The 19,953-nt window shown below is 34.2% G+C and carries 14 protein-coding genes; 7 read left to right on the top strand and 7 right to left on the bottom strand.

All coding sequences use genetic code 11. The annotated features are described in order from the left end of the window. The first annotated feature begins 8 nt into the window (after nucleotides 1-8). The 5 genes from HHX25_RS09230 (at nucleotide 9) to lspA (ending at nucleotide 4,529) form a co-directional block, all read left to right on the top strand. Nucleotides 9-671 carry a pyridoxamine 5'-phosphate oxidase family protein gene (locus HHX25_RS09230; RefSeq protein ID WP_169672425.1) on the top strand — a complete coding sequence of 221 codons (663 nt, stop codon included), beginning with the start codon at nucleotides 9-11 and terminating at the stop codon, nucleotides 669-671. Nucleotides 672-675: 4 nt separating this feature from the next. Next, complete coding sequence (locus tag HHX25_RS09225) at nucleotides 676-1,188, top strand: DinB family protein (RefSeq protein ID WP_169672424.1); 513 nt, start codon at nucleotides 676-678, stop codon at nucleotides 1,186-1,188. Between the two features lie 114 nt (nucleotides 1,189-1,302). After that, the gene (locus tag HHX25_RS09220) at nucleotides 1,303-2,859 is read left to right on the top strand and encodes an NAD(P)/FAD-dependent oxidoreductase (RefSeq protein ID WP_169672422.1); all 1,557 of its coding nucleotides are present in this window, start codon (nucleotides 1,303-1,305) and stop codon (nucleotides 2,857-2,859) included. A 263-nt stretch (nucleotides 2,860-3,122) separates the two neighbouring features. Further along, nucleotides 3,123-4,013, top strand: coding sequence for an ACP S-malonyltransferase (gene fabD / locus HHX25_RS09215; protein WP_169672420.1), 891 nt, complete (start codon nucleotides 3,123-3,125; stop codon nucleotides 4,011-4,013). Beyond that, nucleotides 4,014-4,529 carry a signal peptidase II gene (lspA, locus tag HHX25_RS09210; protein ID WP_169672406.1) on the top strand — a complete coding sequence of 172 codons (516 nt, stop codon included), beginning with the start codon at nucleotides 4,014-4,016 and terminating at the stop codon, nucleotides 4,527-4,529. Between the two features lie 136 nt (nucleotides 4,530-4,665). Here lspA and HHX25_RS09205 read toward each other — a convergent pair whose 3' ends face one another. From HHX25_RS09205 to HHX25_RS09180, 6 genes are all read right to left on the bottom strand, one after another. Beyond that, nucleotides 4,666-5,379 carry a hypothetical protein gene (locus tag HHX25_RS09205; RefSeq protein WP_169672404.1) on the bottom strand — a complete coding sequence of 238 codons (714 nt, stop codon included), beginning with the start codon at nucleotides 5,377-5,379 and terminating at the stop codon, nucleotides 4,666-4,668. Between the two features lie 15 nt (nucleotides 5,380-5,394). Beyond that, nucleotides 5,395-6,858: a RagB/SusD family nutrient uptake outer membrane protein gene (locus HHX25_RS09200; RefSeq protein ID WP_169672402.1), complete on the bottom strand. Its 1,464-nt coding sequence runs from the start codon at nucleotides 6,856-6,858 to the stop codon at nucleotides 5,395-5,397. Between the two features lie 123 nt (nucleotides 6,859-6,981). Then, nucleotides 6,982-10,107: a SusC/RagA family TonB-linked outer membrane protein gene (locus HHX25_RS09195; RefSeq protein WP_169672400.1), complete on the bottom strand. Its 3,126-nt coding sequence runs from the start codon at nucleotides 10,105-10,107 to the stop codon at nucleotides 6,982-6,984. A 254-nt stretch (nucleotides 10,108-10,361) separates the two neighbouring features. Then, entirely contained in the window at nucleotides 10,362-11,903 is a 1,542-nt protein-coding gene (locus HHX25_RS09190; protein ID WP_169672398.1) for a helix-turn-helix domain-containing protein, read from the bottom strand. Between the two features lie 488 nt (nucleotides 11,904-12,391). After that, nucleotides 12,392-13,420, bottom strand: a complete 1,029-nt coding sequence (gene galE / locus HHX25_RS09185) for a UDP-glucose 4-epimerase GalE (RefSeq protein ID WP_169672396.1) — start codon at nucleotides 13,418-13,420, stop codon at nucleotides 12,392-12,394. Beyond that, nucleotides 13,413-14,567, bottom strand: a complete 1,155-nt coding sequence (locus HHX25_RS09180) for a DegT/DnrJ/EryC1/StrS family aminotransferase (RefSeq protein ID WP_169672394.1) — start codon at nucleotides 14,565-14,567, stop codon at nucleotides 13,413-13,415. Before HHX25_RS09180 ends, galE begins: the two co-directional genes overlap by 8 nt. 163 nt (nucleotides 14,568-14,730) lie before the next feature. Here HHX25_RS09180 and HHX25_RS09175 point away from each other — a divergent pair, with 163 nt between their 5' ends. Next, entirely contained in the window at nucleotides 14,731-15,966 is a 1,236-nt protein-coding gene (locus HHX25_RS09175; RefSeq protein WP_169672393.1) for a 3-deoxy-D-manno-octulosonic acid transferase, read from the top strand. Between the two features lie 146 nt (nucleotides 15,967-16,112). Continuing rightward, on the top strand, nucleotides 16,113-16,466 hold the full coding sequence (locus HHX25_RS09170) for a hypothetical protein (protein WP_169672391.1): 354 nt from the start codon (nucleotides 16,113-16,115) through the stop codon (nucleotides 16,464-16,466). Nucleotides 16,467-16,609: 143 nt separating this feature from the next. Here the strand turns inward: HHX25_RS09170 and HHX25_RS09165 are convergent, their stop codons facing one another. Beyond that, complete coding sequence (locus HHX25_RS09165; protein ID WP_169672389.1) at nucleotides 16,610-19,948, bottom strand: VCBS repeat-containing protein; 3,339 nt, start codon at nucleotides 19,946-19,948, stop codon at nucleotides 16,610-16,612. Nucleotides 19,949-19,953: the final 5 nt, after the last annotated feature.

The raw sequence follows: 19,953 nt of genomic DNA, 5'->3' as shown, positions 1-19,953 counted from the left end.
GAACAGTTATGTCAACTTATACAATTTCAGAATTAAACCAAGTAAAACGAGGTCCTAAAAGAGCTACTTATAACGTAGAACAAATAAACGATATACTAGACGCAGGATTTGTTGGGTATGTAAGCTACAATTATAATGGAAAAGCTATTTGCTTGCCTATGGCATATGGAAGAATAGATAATAAGCTATATTTACACGGTTCTTTAAAAAACAGGATGTTATTAGCGCTTATCGAGGCCAAAGAAGCCTCCATGACTATTATGCATTTAGACGCCCTTGTACTAGCACGTTCTGGATTTCATCATTCTGTAAATTACAGATCGGCCACACTATTCACCAGCATAACTGTAGTTGAAAACAAAGAAAAAAAAGAAGCTGCCTTAAAATGCGTGGTAGACCATATGATTCCTGGCAGGTGGGATACACTTAGACCTATGAATCTTAAAGAATTTAATAGCACACTCGTTATAGAAATGGAAATACAGACCGCATCTGCCAAAGTTAGAGATGAAGGTGTTCTTGATGAAAAAAATGATTTAGAACTCCCTATTTGGGCAGGTATTATACCATTAAAACAAGTAGCAAAACTTCCTGTTAGAGACTCCTTACTGCCAAAACAACTAAGGACTCCGAAACATGTCGTTCAATATTATAAAAAGAATAAAACCTAAAATAATGAAAAAATCCGATTTAAAATTTATTCCAAACTTTTATGACAGATATATAAAACTCGTTGATGATATAGAGTTAATAGATGGTTTAAAGAAGAGTGAAACTATTTTTGAAGGTTTTACAGAAAAGTTAACTACCTATCAAGAATACAGATACGAATCAGGCAAATGGACGCCTAAAGAATTGCTTCAGCATGTTATAGATACCGAAAGAATACTTGCCTACAGAGCTTTATGCATCTCCAGATTAGAACCAAAGGCTCTTTTGGGCTTTGATGAAAACACGTATGCCAAAAACGCTTATGCAAACAATAGAAGCATCAAAGATTTACTAAACGAATTTAAAATAGTAAGGCAATCTACTATGGTATTGTTCAAGAGTTTTAATGAAGACATGCTTCATCGAGTTGGTATTTCTTTTGAAACAAAGATTAGCACACTGGCTCTTGGTTTTACTATTATTGGACACGCCAAACACCATTTGAATATTTTAGAGGAACGTTATTTTGTATCCTGATTTTGATCAACAAATATTTTTTAATCAGCAATTATAAATAGCTTAACTAAATGGCTCTTTTAATCATAAAGCTCATTTTAAAAATCTTCTCTTATTTTTAAGTAGTTTTGCGTTATGGTAAAAGAGATTCAACTTCGTGTTTCACTTAAAGACGAAGCACGCAGTGATATTTTAATAATAAAATCGGCACATGTTTTAGACATTGACAAAGAAGACATCACAGGTATCAAAATACTTCGTAAGTCTATTGATGCTCGAAAACCAAAAATTTTTTTCAACTATAAAGTTGCTGTTTATATTAGAGAAGCGCTACCTAAAACTTCTGAATATACTTTTGATTATCAAGATGTTTCGAAAGCAAAACCTGTCCATATTATCGGTTTTGGCCCCGCTGGAATGTATGCAGCTTTGCGTTGTATCGAGTTAGGCTATAAACCTGTCGTATTAGAACGTGGCAAAAACGTTCAGGACAGACGACGCGACCTTAAAGCCATCAATCAGGATCATGATGTTAATGAAGATTCCAACTATTGCTTTGGAGAAGGCGGCGCAGGTACTTATAGCGATGGAAAATTATATACACGAAGCTTAAAACGGGGGGATGTGCGTCGGATTTTTGAAAATCTGGTGTTCCACGGGGCTACAGATCAAATTCTAGTGGATGCCCACCCGCATATTGGGACTAATAAATTGCCTAAAGTGGTTCAAAATATACGGGAAACTATTTTAAATTATGGTGGAGAAATTCATTTTGAAACCAAAGTGACCGACTTTATTATAAAAACCAACAAAATACAAGCCCTACAAGTTCACAATGGAGACGAAATAACTGTGAACAGAGTTATTTTAGCCACTGGACATTCGGCTCGGGATATTTTTTATTTATTGCATAAAAAGAAAATTGCCTTAGAAGCTAAATCGTTTGCCATGGGAGTACGCGTAGAACATCCGCAGCATATTATAGATGCTATACAATACCATTGTAATGGTGAACGGCATGAACTGCTTCCAGCTGCATCTTATAGTTTGGTGAACCAGGTAAATAACCGTGGGGTCTACTCTTTCTGTATGTGCCCTGGTGGATTTATAGTACCAGCAGCTACAGCAAATGGCGAAGTTGTGGTAAATGGCATGTCACCTTCTAAAAGAAACAACCTGTATGCTAATTCGGGGATCGTTGTTGAAATAAATGCCGATATCGATTTACACAAATATGAGAAATTTGGCGTTTTAAAGGGTCTGGAATATCAGAAAAACTTAGAGAAGCTAGCCTTTACGGCTGGTGGCAGAAGTCAGACAGCACCAGCTCAAAAACTTACCGATTTTGTAGAAGGCAAACTGTCGGATAATTTGAATCCGACCTCGTATCAACCAGGATTAAAATCGGCACCTTTACATTCCCTATTACCCAAATTAATAGGAAGCAGACTTAGAAAAGGATTTCAAGCTTTCGGGCAAAAAATGAAAGGTTATTATACTTCCGAAGCCAATATTGTTGGTGTAGAATCCAGAACCTCATCACCAGTATGTATTCCGAGAAATGAACAATTAGCACATCCAGAAGTTTCTAATTTATTTCCTTGTGGCGAAGGTGGTGGCTATGCTGGAGGTATTGTATCTGCTGCTATGGATGGTGAACGTTGCGCCGAAGCGGCAGCCATTGGTTTGTAATTTTAAGAAAAAAGGCCGCTTCGCTTCGCTTTCAGAAATGAGAATATAAAAGCCTTATTCATGAGATCTAATATTTCTAATCGTTCTAAAATTAAGTCTTGCTTCTGTTTTCTAACAGTTCTAAGTCTTCAAAACGATCTTATCCCTTCTTAAAGATTTTATTTATACTTTTGCAGCACTAAAAACAAACCAACAGAAAAAATAAACATATGTCACACTAGTAATAGACTGTGACCTCTTAAAAACTTATAATTACTTTACACATGAAAGCATATATATTTCCAGGTCAAGGCGCTCAATTTTCAGGAATGGGCTTAGACTTATATGAAAAATCTCCTTCGGCTCAAGAATTATTTGAACAAGCAAATGATATTCTTGGCTTCAATATTACGGACATCATGTTTGAAGGTTCTGCCAATGACCTTAAAGAAACTAAGGTAACACAACCCGCCATATTTTTGCATTCGGTTATTTTGGCAAAAACCTTAGGAGATGCTTTTAAACCAGAAATGGTTGCTGGACATTCTCTAGGTGAATTTTCTGCACTAGTGGCTAATGGTGCTTTAAATTTTGAAGATGGATTAAAGTTGGTATCCCAACGTGCTTTAGCCATGCAAAAAGCTTGTGAATTACAGCCAAGCACCATGGCTGCCGTTTTAGGCTTAGATGATAATATTGTTGAAAAAGTATGTGCTGTTACAGATGGCATTGTTGTTGCTGCAAATTATAACTGTCCTGGGCAATTAGTCATTTCAGGAGAGGTTGAGGCCATTAATAAAGCATGTGATTCTTTAAAAGACGCTGGGGCACGCCGTGCACTATTATTACCTGTTGGCGGGGCTTTTCATTCTCCATTAATGGAACCAGCTCGTGAAGAATTGGCTGCCGCCATAGAAAATACTACTTTTAGCAAACCCGACTGTCCTATTTATCAAAACGTAACAGCCAATGCCGTTACTGATGAAGCTGCTATAAAAACTAATTTAATTTCTCAATTAACAGCTCCAGTACGTTGGACACAATCGGTACAACAAATGATTGCAGATGGCGCTACTTTATTTACCGAAGTTGGTCCTGGTAAAGTTTTACAAGGCTTAGTAAAGAAAATTAATAGAGAAGCCCAAACAGCTTCAGCCACTTTTGAAACTAACTAAATGAAATTATCAAAGCGCTCCATTTATATTATTCTGGTTATTGTTTTAACGATTGCTGTCGATCAAATTTCCAAAGCCCTTGTTAGAACGAATGTAGATGCTCGGACAGAGATTCATCCTGGAGAACGTATTTCTTTAATAGGCGATGCTTTTTTAATGATGAATGTCGAAAATGCCGGTGCTTTTTTAGGTATGGGCAGCGATTTAAATCCCACCCTTAGAATTATCCTATTACTTATTTTACCTATTGTAGTACTTGGCTTTGTGGTGCGTTATATTTTTAGAGACAAAAGCTTAGATAACTTATCGCTTTTTGCTTTTGCAAGTATTATTGGTGGTGGCTTTGCGAATGTTTATGATCGTGTAGTATATGGGTCTGTTACCGATTTCTTATTTATCGACTTAGGCGGAGTTTTTAAGACAGGCATATTTAATATGGCCGACTTATCGGTAACTACAGGTATTATAATTTTAGCTATTTCTAGTTTTAAGAAGAAGAAAACTTCTGAGTCATAATTAGCTTATAAAATTAAAAGTGCTTGCGTCGTGTCAATAATAATTGACATAACAATCGCAGCAAGAAGTGAATAGTTGAATAATTTAAACCGGGAAACTAAATTCCCGGTCCAAATTAATAGTTAAGTTAGTTTAGTTAATTATTTATTTGAAATGTTATTTCTTCTCCAAAACCATGATCGCCATCTCCAGTAACCAGTACATTACCGTTGTTGGAAATGGTATACGGACCGCCTCCATCTCCAAAGACATCACCCATTAAAATTTTATATGTCCCATTTTCTAAACAAAATGTTCTGCTAAATTCTGTTTGGTCTGGATATGGGCCGCCTTCAAACAACAAGACATCATTAGAATCGTACAGCTCCCAAAATTGCTCATCAGCAAAGTCATCAAATATAATGTCCAATTGGGTTTCAGGATAAGGACAAATTTGTTTAATATTAAGTGTTATAGGGTCGCCAATAAGCAAACCTGCCTCATTGGCAAAGGAAAGCACTAATGTTTCACCATCTGGCCCTATATTTAAGTCTGATATATTTACTGTAAAAGTCCCCTCATTAGTATTCGCTGGCACAGCAACAGATGCAGGAACCGTATAAGATGCAGGATCTGCTGTAGACATGTCTGTTTCAATATTAATATTAAATACTCTTTCTACATTCGAAATTAGAGTTGTGTAAACTTTAATATCGTTAGAATTACTACTTTGCAGATCGACTCCAAAATTATAAGATGTTGCTTCGAAAGCTATATAATTAATTGTGATTTGATCATTATCATCACTATCGTCACAGTTATAAAAAACCAATAGTGATATTGCTAATAATAAACAGATTGTTTTTTTCATAATTATGCTTATTTATTATTGATTTAAACTTTCATCCATATTAGGGTTAGCATCTATTTCCGATTGTGGAATATTTAAATAAAATAATTCACTATCGGCAGGCACATTAACAACCACTCTGTGTATAGCATCTCTATTAATAGGCATTCTTAATCTTTTGGCATCAAACCATTCTACACCTATTTCACCGTAAAGTTCTTTTCGTCTCTCTAACAAAATTTCATTCATAAGTGCATTTCCAGAATTCGTAGATAATGTAGCATTGGGATCTCTATCTTTCTGCAAAGCAAAAAGTAAGTTTCTGGCTTCTGGCTCGTTGCCTAAATTATATTGTGCTTCGGCATCGATGAGCACCATTTCAGACTTTCGCATTAAAGGCACATCGGATGAAAATGTAAATGCAAACTTTGTAGTTACAAATTCCCTGTAAGGGGTTGAAGAACTATAAATATCCTGAAATAGCTTTCTAACATCGGTATCTGAAAATGCATCCCTAAAATTTGTATTTATATAGGTAGCTTGGAATGACAATGATAAATGATCTGCAAAAACATGAGGTGCCATCCAGAAGAAATTAGTTTCGTTTGTACCATTTTGAAAATGTCCCCAAAGCCAGTCTTGATCGGTTAAATCACTAAAACCATTGCCCCAATTTGTAGAAACCACAGCCGAGGTAGCGGTACCTCCATAGGCTGCTCTTGCTGCCGAAGAAGCCAAGCCCCAATCATCTTGAGTCACTAATAAAACACGTGCTAAAATTCCGTTGGCTACCGATTTGTTAATGTAACTTTTACCAAGCCTTTCTTCTGGTAAATCCAGGATAGCTTCTTTTAAGTCCGATAATATTAAATCGTATATAGCTGTTAACGAACTTGGAGCATTTCCTTCTGAGGCTCCTGTAGCTGGCTCTAAATAAATAGGAATTCTAGTGCTACTGGGATCACTATTGTAATTAGGTGCAAATTCCAGAGCTATTTGAAAATAATGAAAGGCTCTTATAGCCTTCCCTACTGCTATAAACTCTTTTTTAGTCGTTTCGTCCAAATCTGGGCTTTCCGTAACACCTTTAATTAATACGTTTGCATAGTTGATTATTTCAAAATTGAAAGACCATGTAAAACTTGTTCGTCTAAAAGACGGTCCTCTATTTTCATGGGCATAATCGAACAAAAACCATGATGGTGCTTGAATTAAATCATTTCCTTTAATCGTTCTTGCAAAATACATGGCATATAATCCGCCTGTATCTGGATCGGAATCATTTACACCGTCTGCTAAATCATCATCCCATTGTCCTTTATATCTATCATATATTCCCGTAATAAAGGATTGTACAATCTCTTTATCTGAAAAAACTACAGGTTCTGGAAGACCCGCTGTATTTTGTGGCTCGTCTAAAAACTCTTTTGAGCAACCAGACAAAAAAGCAACGACTAAGACTAGTAGAAACTTTATGCTTAATTTATTATGTAATTTCATGTGTCTATATTTTATTTATTTTTAATTGTCAGATGTAACCTTTGACGATTAAAACAATTATTTTATTGAATGCTTAACAATGATTTTAACCCTGTTGGTTTCATTTTCTTCAATTTTTTGGTTTTAAAATTCTAAAAGAACCCCTGAGGTAATAGTTTTTGATAATGGCGATCTATTTGTAGTAATACCATTAAATGCCTGCTCTGGATCAATTCCTTTATGGGATTGCCAGGTAAAAATATTATCTGCTTGTAAAAACAGCCTTAACTTGCTCAGCCCTATTCTTTCAATTAATGACTCTGGAAGATTATAACCAAGCGTTAAACTTTTCAATCTTATGTAATCATTTTTAAATAAGAAGCGGGTTGAACGCGATGCATGATCGTTATTACTAGCTAACAATAATGGAAAATTGGTAAGGTCTCCAGGGTTTTGCCAAGCTTTAAAATTATCGGGATGCGCACTTCCTCCAGGGTTTTCGAAAGGATTTATAAGTGTCGAATAATCTGAATCTAACAAATAAGCTCCAAAGCTAAAATTGAACAACACATTTAAATCAAACTGTTTATATCTAATAAAAGAAGTAAATCCACCTTCTATATCTGGTAGCGATGATTTTCCTTGTTCGTATCTCGTTGCATCATCATAGCTTTTCGTTGTCACTTTATCAATAACATCACCATTGCCATCCAATACGTCCATAAACCACATTCCGCGTCCATCAGCAGGATCTACGCCTGCCCACTCTCGAATAAAGAAATCAAAAATGGAACCACCAACCCTATAACGTTTGGAACCACTTAAAATCTCATCTTGTGGTAACTTAGTCCATTCGTTCTTATTTAATGCAAAATTAATTCCTGTTGTCCATGTAAAATCATCTGTACTAAAATTAACCGATCTTAGAGAAGCTTCCCATCCAAAGTTCTTAATGGAACCTATATTTGTAACAATTTTATTAACGCCTAAAGACCGTGGCAATGGCTTATCTAAAATTAGGTCTACAGACTCTTTATTATAATATTCTAAAGTACCCGATATCTTTCCATTAAATAATTCAAAATCTGCCCCAATATTTAAGGACTCTACTTTTTCCCATCTTAAATTGATATCAGATACACCTTCTAATAATATTCCCGAATTACCTTCATTAACAAAACCCGTTTGAAATACAGATTGAAAAGGGAAACGACTTGTGGTTCTATTATTACCTAATTCGCCATAAGACCCTCTAAGTTTTAAAAATGTAAGCGTATTATTATCTCTTAAAAAATTCTCTTTAGAGACAATCCAACTCATACCTCCTGCCAAGAAATTACCCCATCTGGTATCTTCATTAAAACGTGTCGAACCATCTCTTCTTATTGAAAACTCGCCATAATATTTTTCATTAAAATTATAATTTACCCTGCCTAGGTAGCTATTAATCCTAGATGTAATTATGTTGCCTCCAACTGTTTCTGGTGTTGTACTCCCGTTTAAGTTTTCTATCCCTGGTAAGAAACCAGTTCCTTGAGACAGTAAATCGTCTTGGGTATTTGTATAAGCTTCTGTTATCGCATCAATAGAGATATTATGAGCGCCAAAACTATTTTTATAATTTAAAGACTGAATGGCATTAAGAGTCGTTGTTAGATCTCTATCTTGCGATACACGCCCTTGCACATTAGATGCCGCACCAATCTTATCATCATCAAAACTAAAAGAATCAAATAAATAATTTTCGTAGCTCAACCGTGTTCTAAATGTTAAACCTTTAGTAAGGTTGATCTCTGCAAAAGCATTTGCTAAATAATTGGTTCGTACTCGCCTTTCTTTTCCTAAGGTTAAACTAGCTAAAAGGTTTTCACCATTAAAGACTGGTCTCGTACTATTTACCGCTTGGCCAGTAACAAGCCCGTTTCCTAAATCGAAAATACGGTCTCCTGCTGCGTCTCTAATTAAAGCACCATTAGCATCTCGGGCGTATATAGGATAAATACTGGACAATCCATAGATCCAAGAAATTGCCTGAGTTGTGCTTCCACTCGTTTGATCCGGATTATTAGAAGTGGAACGGGAGAAACTGGTATTAAGTCCTACTTTAAACCAATCGTTTATTTGAGTTTCTAAATTTAATCTAGTCGCAACTCTTTCAAAATCGGAAGGAACAACTGGTCCTTCTTCATCTAAATAATCAAAAGACATAAAATATCTTGTTTTATCGCCACCACCAGAGATACTCAGGTTATGATTTACTCTAAGATAATCTTCTCTAATGACTTCTTCTTCCCAATTGGAGTTCCACAATAAGTTAGCACCAGCCACCAAATTACCATTGGTATCTATTGGATTTGCAACGCTATATGGGTTATATCCTAAATAATCTACTAATCCGTTGGTTGCATTTTGGGCAGCTAATGTTGCTGTTTCACCGTTTTCGTATTGATTAGTATTCCTTAAAGCTTGCCAAGTTAATTTTAAATAATCTTCTGGTGCAGCTAAATTGTGAATCCCAATAGTTGGATTAGAGATTCCTATTTGAGACCTTAAGGTTACTTTTGGTGCTGCACCTATATGGCCTCTTTTGGTCGTAATTAATATAACACCTCCAGATGCTCTTGATCCGTACAAAGCTGACGAAGACGCATCTTTTAATACAGAAACAGATTCGATCTGGTCTTGACTTATTGTACTAAGGTTACCATTAAACGGTGCACCATCCACAACAATTAGAGGTCCTCTTGCTAAACTTTCACTAGATATCCCTCTAATCCTTATAATAGGATTATTTCCTGGTTGACCACCAGCAGTCAATAAACTCAACCCTGGAACGGCTCCTTGTAATGCTCTTAACGGAGATGTTACTTGTTGTGTCTCAATTGTAGCACTCGACACAACACCAACAGCTCCTACAATGGACTCTCTTGTTTGCGATCCATACGCTACAACAATAACCTCTTCAAGAGTTGTGGTATCTTCCTGTAAGGTAACATTAATGGTATTTAATGTACCAACAGTAACTTCTTGATTTTCATAACCAACAAAGCTGAATACTAAAGTTTCTCCTTGATTTACTTTAATAGAATAAACTCCATCAAAATCTGTAGAAGTCCCCTGTGTAGAATTCTTAACCCGAATTGTAGCTCCAGGCAATGGTAAATTGTCTTGGTCAACAGCTTTACCAGTAATAGTTCTTTCTTGTGCAAATGTTGATATAATACCAAACACAAAACACACTAGTACTAGATAGTAGTTTTTTACTCTCATAAATATGTTTATTTGAATTAGTCAGTGCAGATTGAAAATAAGGAAGGCAGTAAAGATTTTTTTTAAGTGACTAATTCAAAAAAATTATACTCTACATAATGAATTTAAAGCTTAGAAGAATCTAATATATTTTAAGTAAAGCTCTGTTACCACCTTACCTTATTACAATTGCAACAATAAAAGAAGGAATAAAGCTTAGATTTGAAGGTAATTCTTATAATACCTTACCTTACCGAAGATAGTTTACCTTATTTTTACTCGTATATATTCTTTTTAAGCTGCGAGTCTATAAACTCTGAAGGGGTTAAGGAGGTTTCCTTTTTAAAGGCTTTGTTAAATGTTACTTTATTATTGTAACCAACCTCGTAAGCTATATCAATAATATTAAGACTTCCGTGAACATCTTCTTTAAGAATGTTAATAGCTTCTTTAATCCTAAATTTATTTATAAGCTCAAAAAAGTTTATATTAAAATGTTCATTTATTATTTGGGACGTATTATGTCGTGTCGTGTTTAACCTTTGAGATAGTATTTCAAGATTTATATTGTTTTCTTTATAAATTTTATCTTCAACAAACAGCTTAATCAAGTTTTCTTTAAGCTCTTGAGACAAGGCATTCGTGAGTCCTGACTTTTGATATTTCTCCAAAAGTCCTTCATGATTTTGCAAAGTATTTTCATGCTCAAATATACCAGGCCTTACATATGCCATAAATGCAATATAAATGATCATAATCGCCATTGCTCCAATTTGAATATGATAAATAAAACTGGAAAGATTACCAAATGCTCCAAATGCCGATATTCCATAGATTATATATGAAATAATATACGCTATGTGAATTCTATAAATAGTTCTTTTCCATTTATCTTTTTTCTGGGTATTAACAACTTTAGCTTTATCACTATTTTGTTTACTAAACCTGAGAAGCCTACCAATGAGAAATGCATAAACAACTAACGATATTATTTTAGAAATAAAAATTATTGTACCATGACTTTTATAAGGTGTATATATAGATAATATCATCTTAACCTTTTCCTGCGAAGACAAAGAATAAACAGGAATTATGAAAGCAAGCAGAAATAAAGTTGGCACGAAATGAAGTAGATCAATCTTTTTAAATTTATAATGCTGTGTAATGCTTTTGAAATAAAAATACAACAACGGCCCATATAATAATGAAAAGGCAGATGACATTCTATAGGTATGCGGAAATTCATATTGTATGTTGGACATGTACAAAACAAATTCAAGAATAAATAAAGAATGTATTCCGACGAAACTACCTATAAATATTTTAGCATTCCTATTAGCTCCCTTAGTGAAGTTTATTAGCACCATAAAGAAAAAGCCTATTAAAGCCGCATAAAAATATACAAACACCAAGGGCGTTACCTTAAATAAATACCTCTTATTAAGATATCCATATTCTTTTGTATCACTAATTACTTCATAAGCACGATCATTTAAAATTGAAAAATCTAATGAATTCTCAATATATTTTTCGGTAAAAAGCAATGCATCTTCTGGTTGACCAAGGTCTGCATTTAATATGGCCAAGTTCTTGAATATTTTAATCGAATCGGGGTGTTTTTCGGCAATAGCATCGTGATAAAGTATCAATAGTTCTAACTGGGTCATATCATTACTGATATTTTTCTGCTTTATTAGACTATCAATTTGCGTTAAGGGTAAAGTACGAGCTATATTTAATTTTGGAGCAGCAACCAATTTGTTGGATATAACAAATAAGTATAAAACAAAAAACAATATTTTTGAGTTATAAGGCATAAAATGGATTGATTGGAATAGCTAACGCAATGCTTATTAAGCAACATACTATGAAATATATAAATAAAGGGGTTTAAACTTCTTAAAAAAACCTTAAAAAAGTAACTCCCGATAATAATATACCTCTAAAAAAGCTAATTTGTAGCCTATTATTTACAAATAAATCATAAAACCGTAGCACAGGCTATTTATATTTTTTTGGTTCGTCCTGAAATAAGTTGACGAAAAATCGACTTATTATAAAAAACAAAGAAACACAGCATATAAAACAAATTCAAAAAGTCAATGCTCTCCAAAACAGAAACACTGCTTTGGTATGACCAAGAAAACATGTTACCTTAGATTGGAGCAAACCCAAGATGCACATAAATCAAAACATTTGAATATTAATTTTACACAACAAAAAACCAGAACAAATAAATGTTCTGGCTTAATTTATTAAGACTGTCAACCTGTTTTAGGGTAACTCCTTTAATGAAAAATAATTATTAGGCTTCCTCTTTTCTAACCTTTTGTTCCCATTGCCAAGCAGAACGCATGGCATCATCTAAACTCAATTCGGTTTTCCAACCTAATTCATCATTTGCTTTATTGGTATCTGCATAAGCCGAGATAATATCGCCTTCTCTTCTATCTACAATTTTATAATTTAGTTTTACTCCAGAAACGCGTTCAAAAGACTGAACAACCTCAAGTACCGAACTTCCTTTTCCTGTTCCTAAATTAAAAGTTTCATAATTAGATTTGTTCTTGTCTTGAAGTAAACGATCTAAAGCAACAACATGCGCTTTTGCCAAATCTACTACATGAATATAATCTCGAACACAGGTGCCATCTGGTGTTGGATAATCATCACCAAAAACCGATAATTCTTTACGAATGCCAATAGCTGTTTGTGTAATAAAAGGCACTAGGTTTTGCGGCACTCCAATTGGCAACTCTCCGATCATGGTTGATTCATGTGCTCCAACTGGATTAAAATAACGTAAAGCAATGGCTTTTAAATGATCTGTTACTTTACAGGTATCCCTAATTATTTCTTCTCCAATTTGCTTTGTGTTTCCGTAAGGAGATTCTGCTTGTTTTACTGGAGCGTTTTCTGTTATTGGCAACTCATCTGCTTGACCATATACAGTACAAGAAGAACTAAAGATAAAACTTGCTGATGGTAATTTTTGTAATTCCTTTAAAATATAAACTAAGGTTCCTAAATTGTTTTCGTAATACAATAAAGGTTCTTTTACACTTTCGCCTACCGCCTTACTAGCTGCAAAATGTATAACACCTTTTACATCATTATGTTTTTTAAAAAAAGCTTCTACACCAGCTTTATCTTTTAAATCCAGTTTTTCAAATAGTGGAGCTTTACCTGTTATTCCTTTAATTCCATCTAAAACTTTGATGCTAGAATTCGATAAATCATCAATTATTACAACTTCGTAACCCTTATTTTGTAATTCAACTACGGTGTGTGATCCTATAAATCCTAATCCCCCTGTAACTAATATTTTATCCATTTATAAATTTAATAATTGTTGATGTTATATATTCTATTTGTTCGTTATCTAACTCTGTATGCATGGGTAAAGAAATGACTTCTTTAACTAATTGATTTGTCACACTAAAATCTGCCTCATTATACCTTGCATCCTTATAAGCTTTTTGATTATGAAGCGGAATCGGGTAATATACACCACAAGGTATATTGTTGGCATTTAAATGTTTTACCAGTGCATCCCTGTCAATGCCTTTTATTCTAAGTGTGTATTGATGAAACACATGACAATCGCACGTATCGTCCTTATCTAAACACTCATTTAACACTTTTGGTGTTATGACATTCCCACACCCTTCAAATGCTTTATTGTATTTTTTTGCTGCGTTTTGACGTGCTTTGCTGTACGTATCCAAATGTGGTAATTTAGCATCCAAAACTGCTGCCTGAATACTATCCAAACGCGAATTTACCCCAACAACGTCATGATGATAGCGTTTATACATTCCATGATTAACTATTCCTCTAATGGTATGCGCCAGATCATCATCGTTAGTAAAGATGGCTCCACCATCTCCATAACAACCTAAATTTTTAGATGGGAAAAAGGAAGTAGAGGCAACATGCCCAATAGTTCCTGCTTTAGCCTTACTACCATCGTTATATGTATAAGAAGCTCCAATTGCCTGCGCATTATCCTCTATTACAAATAAATCATGTTCTTTAGCAATGTTCATAATTGCCTCCATATTAGCACACTGACCAAATAAATGCACGGGTACTATAGCTTTGGTTTTAGGCGTTATCGCTTTTTTAATGGCTTCGATATTTATATTGAAATCATCCTCATTAACATCTACTAGAACTGGTGTTAGTTGCAATAATGCTATGACCTCCACAGTTGCAGCGAAAGTAAAATCGGCAGTAATCACCTCATCGCCTGGTTTTAAACCTAGCCCCATCATAGCAATTTGCAAGGCATCTGTGCCATTGGCACAAGGAATAACATGTTTAACTCCTAAATATTGCTCTAAATTCTTTTGAAATTCATGAACCTTAGGTCCATTTATAAATGCGGTATTTTCTAAAACTTCTTGGATAGAAGGGTTAACAACATCTTTAATGTCGTTATACTGACCTTTAAGGTCAACCATTTGAATTTTCTTCATCTAAAAAAAATTGCAGTCTTTTTTATTATTTCAAACAAAACAGCAAAGACTTATTTTTATGAACACCCATATAGGGATTAGCTGCCTACAAAATTACAAAATTCATTTACGCTAACCAATGAATTTGTTTCAAAGAAATGTATTTTAGCAGCAAAGAAAAGCATTGAGTTTTATTTATAACATAGGTATTCATATAGCACGTTTTGGATTAAAATGTGCTTCCCTGTTTAATGAGAAGATTAAAAAGGGCGTCATTGGTCGTCAAAATACGTTTAAAGTTCTTGAAAACCGCTTGAATGCTAACGATAAAACTTTATGGTTTCATTGTGCTTCCTTAGGTGAATATGAACAAGGACTTCCAGTTTTTAAAGAACTGAGAAAACAATATAAGGCACATAAAATAGTACTTAGCTTCTTTTCGCCTTCTGGCTACGAAATTCGTAAAAATTCGCCTATTGCAGACGTTATTGTTTACTTACCCTTGGACAGCAATAGCCATGCAAAACGATTTGTTAATACTGTTAACCCAGAACTTACCATTTTTGTTAAATACGATATTTGGCCTAATTTTTTAAATGAATTAAAAAGAAGAAATTTACGTGCTATCCTAATTTCTGCTGCTTTTAGGGAAAATCAATCTTATTTTAAGTTTTATGGTGCAGAATTAAGACGGGCCTTATGCTCTTTTGAACACATTTTTACTCAAAATGAAGTTTCAAAAACGTTACTTCAATCCATAAACTACAATGAAGTGACTGTTAGTGGAGATACGCGCTTTGATCGTGTTTTTAGTCAACTGGAACTGGATAATAGCCTAAGTTTTATAGAAAATTTCAAAGGAAATAAATTATGTCTCGTCGCTGGCAGTACATGGCCTGAAGATGAAAACCTATTAATTAATTATATTAACTCCTGCGACCATAACAATGTAAAGTTTATTATAGCACCCCATAATATAAAAACATTACAAATAAATAACATTCAAGAAAAATTAAATACCAAATCTGTATTGTATTCTAAAAAAGATGAGACGCAGTTAAACAATGCCTCCGTTTTTATAATAGATACTATTGGAATTCTCTCAAAGGTTTATAGTTATGCAGACATTGCCTATGTAGGCGGCGCTATGGGATATACTGGCCTACACAACACTTTAGAACCTGCTGTTTTTGCTATACCTATCATTATTGGTCCTAATCATGAAAAATTCCCCGAAGCTAAAGCTATGATAGATATAAACGGTATGTTTTCTGTTTCCAATCAAAAAGATTTTAATACCATTTTAAACGAATTGATTCAAAATAAGGAAAAACGAATGTCTTCTGGAAAAAATAACGGCGATTATATTAGAAAAAATAAAGGAGCCGTCATCCAAATACTAGATTATCTGCGTATATAAGGTATTTTACCGATTAAATGTTAAAAAAATTAACATAAAACTCTTAGAATATACTAAAAGTTATTAAATTCGTCATACGTATTTTAATACTTGATTAGTAATCAGTATTTTAACACTTAAATAATTAACACTAAAAACAAAGAACAATGAAAAAATTATTATTAAGTACCGCTTTATTACTAGTACTAGGTTTATCTTTTACTTCTTGTAGAGATACTAAAAAAGCTGAGGAAGCTGCTGACGCTGCTGTAGAAGCTGCTGCTGATGCTACTGAAAATGCTGCCGATGCTGCTGGTGAAGCTGTTGATGCCGCTGCTGATGCTGTAGAAGAAGCTGCTGGTGAAGCTGTTGACGCTGCTGGCGAAGCCGTAGAAGGCGCTGCCGATGCTGCTGGTGAAGCCGTAGAAGGCGCTGCCGATGCTGCTGGTGAGGCTGTTGACAAAGCTGCTGATGCCGTAAAAAGCAAAGTTGACGAAGTAAAGAAAGAAGCTGGTCACTAATACCACGATATCTTTAAATAAAAAAGACTGTCTATAATTTGACAGTCTTTTTTTGTTGATACCCAATACTTAACCTTTGTTTCGTTTACATTTAAATAACACGCAACCTATTCTCTTCTTAATAACCTCATTTTTAGTCAAAATTAGTATTTTAACAATTTTAAATAACTATTATTTACACCTATCAATACAGCATTGTTTTCATTAACTGCATTACCTAGTTTAATAGGTTTTAATGCTTTTACATTTTCAGGCAAAAATATACCGCTATAATTCACTTGCCTTGGCTTAAATTCAAAATTATCTTGACCTTCCATAAACAAACCTAAAGATGCATCTGCTCGAGTGGTTTCTATTTCAACATTAAGTTTATTTCCCGCAAGCAGAATATCGTTCACACCATCTTTATTAAAATCATTTATTACGACACTCTGAACTGTGGAGTATTGTGCTTGACTTGGAAGTTTTTTAATTTTCAAAGTACCTTCATCATTAATTAAAAATATTGATTGAAACATATAGACTTCATGTTTTTGGGATGCAAGGGCTTTATCGTCTAAAATGGTTCCTATGTCTGCAGTTGCAAACGCATTATAGGTAGAGAATTTTTTAGATAGGCCAGGTAATTGCTCTGTTGAACATTCTTTGCCTCGCACTGGGACAATTTTATCCTTATAATCTTTAGCAAGAAAGACATCATTTGTTCCATTTTTATCGTAGTCTGAAGCAAAAACATAAAACGGTTTATCCTCATTAGCCTTAAATTTATAATTCTCACCAAGGTTTCCCAATACAAAGTCTACATCGCCATCAAGATCAATATCTTTTGCTTCAATAGTATTCCACCAACCATTTGTTTTATTAAATGCTGGTAGATTCGTCTTTTTAAAGACACCTTCTTTTATTTGAAACAAACTTATAGGCATCCATTCCCCAACCACTAATAATTCATTTTTAGAATCACCATCTATATCCTGCCAGGCCGCATCTGTTACCATACCCATAAACTCTAAATCTTTAGCAAATTGGGATGTAACATCTACAAAGACTCCCGAATTATTCTGTAACAAGTAGCTTTTAGGAGAAGCTGGATAACGATTTGGCACCAATCGTCCACCAACAAACAAATCAATGTCACCATCATTATCATAATCTAAAGGCAATACACAACCGCCACTGGATGCTATTCTTGGAATCGTATTCGACTTAGTAAAATGTCCTTTTCCATCATTTAAATATAATCTGTCCTGGTATTCGGAAGCATTTTCAGGAAACTCATTACCGCCACTAACCACATACAAATCTGTAAACCCATCGCCATTAGCATCAAAAAACACTGAAGCGACATCTTCTAATTTTTTATCTTTCAAAAAACTTGCCTGTTTGATTTCTTCGAAGGTTTCGTTCTTTTTTTGAAGAAACAATTTGCCGCTTTGATTCACCGCACCCCCAACATAAAAATCTTCAAATCCGTCATTATTAACATCTGAAACTGAAATACAAGGCCCTTCTGTTGACAGTTTATGAGGCAACAATATTTGGGCTTTAAAATCGTCATAATCATTTTCTTTATGAACAACAGGTTTTCTTAAAAAAACATGTCTGGTAACGTCTTTAAAAATAGGATTGTATTTAACTTCTTCTAACTTTGCAGTTGCGGCTTTCTTGTAATTTATTGTTACCATTCTATTAGCCTTTAAATTGGCCAGCAAATTCACCTTCTTATCTGGCCAGACAACTCTTATCGAATCAATAGTGGTTATTTTTCCTAAACCAAAATGCGCAATGGGATCTACCGATGACAAATAACCACGTACATTTTTCAATTCATGGTATTGAATGCTATCCTTATTATACACTGTAATTTTCGCACCCAACCCTAATGTATTATTTTTTGGGCCTTTTAACTTTACTTTCAAAAAGCTATTGCCCGATTTCTCCGATTTGTTCTCATAAACAAAAGCATGGTCATTAATATTATTTACAATTAAATCTAAATCACCATCATTATCCAAATCGCCTACAGCTGCTCCGTTAGAAAAGCTAATAGCCTCTAGCCCCCAATCCTTTACTTTATCAGAAAACTTTAGGTCGCCATCATTTTTATAAACATAATTATGGATTTTATTTTCGTTAAAAAGGTTTACTATATAATCTACGTTTTCGCTTTTAGACCGTTGTTTCTTTTCTTTGGATGCTATATATCTTGAAAATTTGTTAGTAGCGTCCTTATCAAAAATATCCCGTCTAAACCCATTCGAAACAAACAAATCCCGCAATCCATCATTATCAAAATCACTTCCTATACAAGACCAACTCCAATCGGTTTTATCGATACCTGCAAACTGACTTATTTCGCTAAAAAAGCCATTTCCGTTATTAATTTGGAGCATATTATGCATGTATTGGTGATGATTGCCTGCTTCTAAAATGCGATTATAACCATCTACATTCATTGTAGCCATAGTTGTTTTGGCGCGAACATGATCGGATGATGTCATATCCAGTTCTACAAGATCCTCATAACCATCATTATTAAAATCTACCACATCGACCCCCATACCATAAAAGGCCACATGATTGGTTATGGATTGAATGTTTTGCGAAAAAGTTTTATTGCCTTTATTTTCAAAAAAATAGTCACTCTCAAAATAATCGTTAGCGACATATACATCACTAAATCCATCATTATTTAAATCAGAAGTCGACAAACCCAACCCATAAGCATAGGTTTGATTTATTCCTGCTTTTTGACCAATTTCATTATAGACACCATTTACGTTTTCATAAAGTTTATCTCTATACAAAGGGCTTTGCGCTTCTTTACCTTTTTGAATATCATTATGGGAAAGAAAAAAACGCTTTGGACGGTTAATTAAATACATGTCTAAATCATTATCGTTGTCCATGTCAAAAAATGAAGCCATCATAGAAAACCCTGAGTCTGCAATATGATATTGTTTTGCTTGTTCTGAAAATGTATTGTCACCGTTATTAACGTAAAGAAGATTGGCCCGCTCTTCATCTGTACCTCGCCATCCCCCTTTACAAATGTATATATCTAAAAAGCTGTCGCCATTTATATCTACCATAACGACCCCGTTACTCCATCCTTTTCCTCCGCTAACACCTGCCGATTCCGTAATATCCTCAAATTGAAAATCTCCTTTGTTTAAGTACAATTTATTCTCTACTTGATTTCCTGTAAAGTAAATATCTGAAAGTCCATCGTTATTTATATCTCCAATAGCAACGCCACCTCCATTGTAAGCATAATTATAAACGATAAAGAAATTACCAGGATTTTCTTGTATGGTATTATTAAAATCTATTCCTGTCTTTTTTGAAGACAAGTTTTTAAACAATGTTTCCTTTTCGATAACAACAATCTCCTTAGCTTGTTCGTTTTTACATGTAAAGAGTAGACATAAACCAAGTATACAGAACCAATATTTTTTATAAAAAGTAGTAACAAACACCATTGTTT

Origin of the sequence: Flavivirga algicola (assembly GCF_012910715.1) — a bacterium.
Lineage (GTDB): Bacteria > Bacteroidota > Bacteroidia > Flavobacteriales > Flavobacteriaceae > Flavivirga > Flavivirga algicola.
This window is presented reverse-complemented; position numbering and strand designations above follow the sequence as displayed.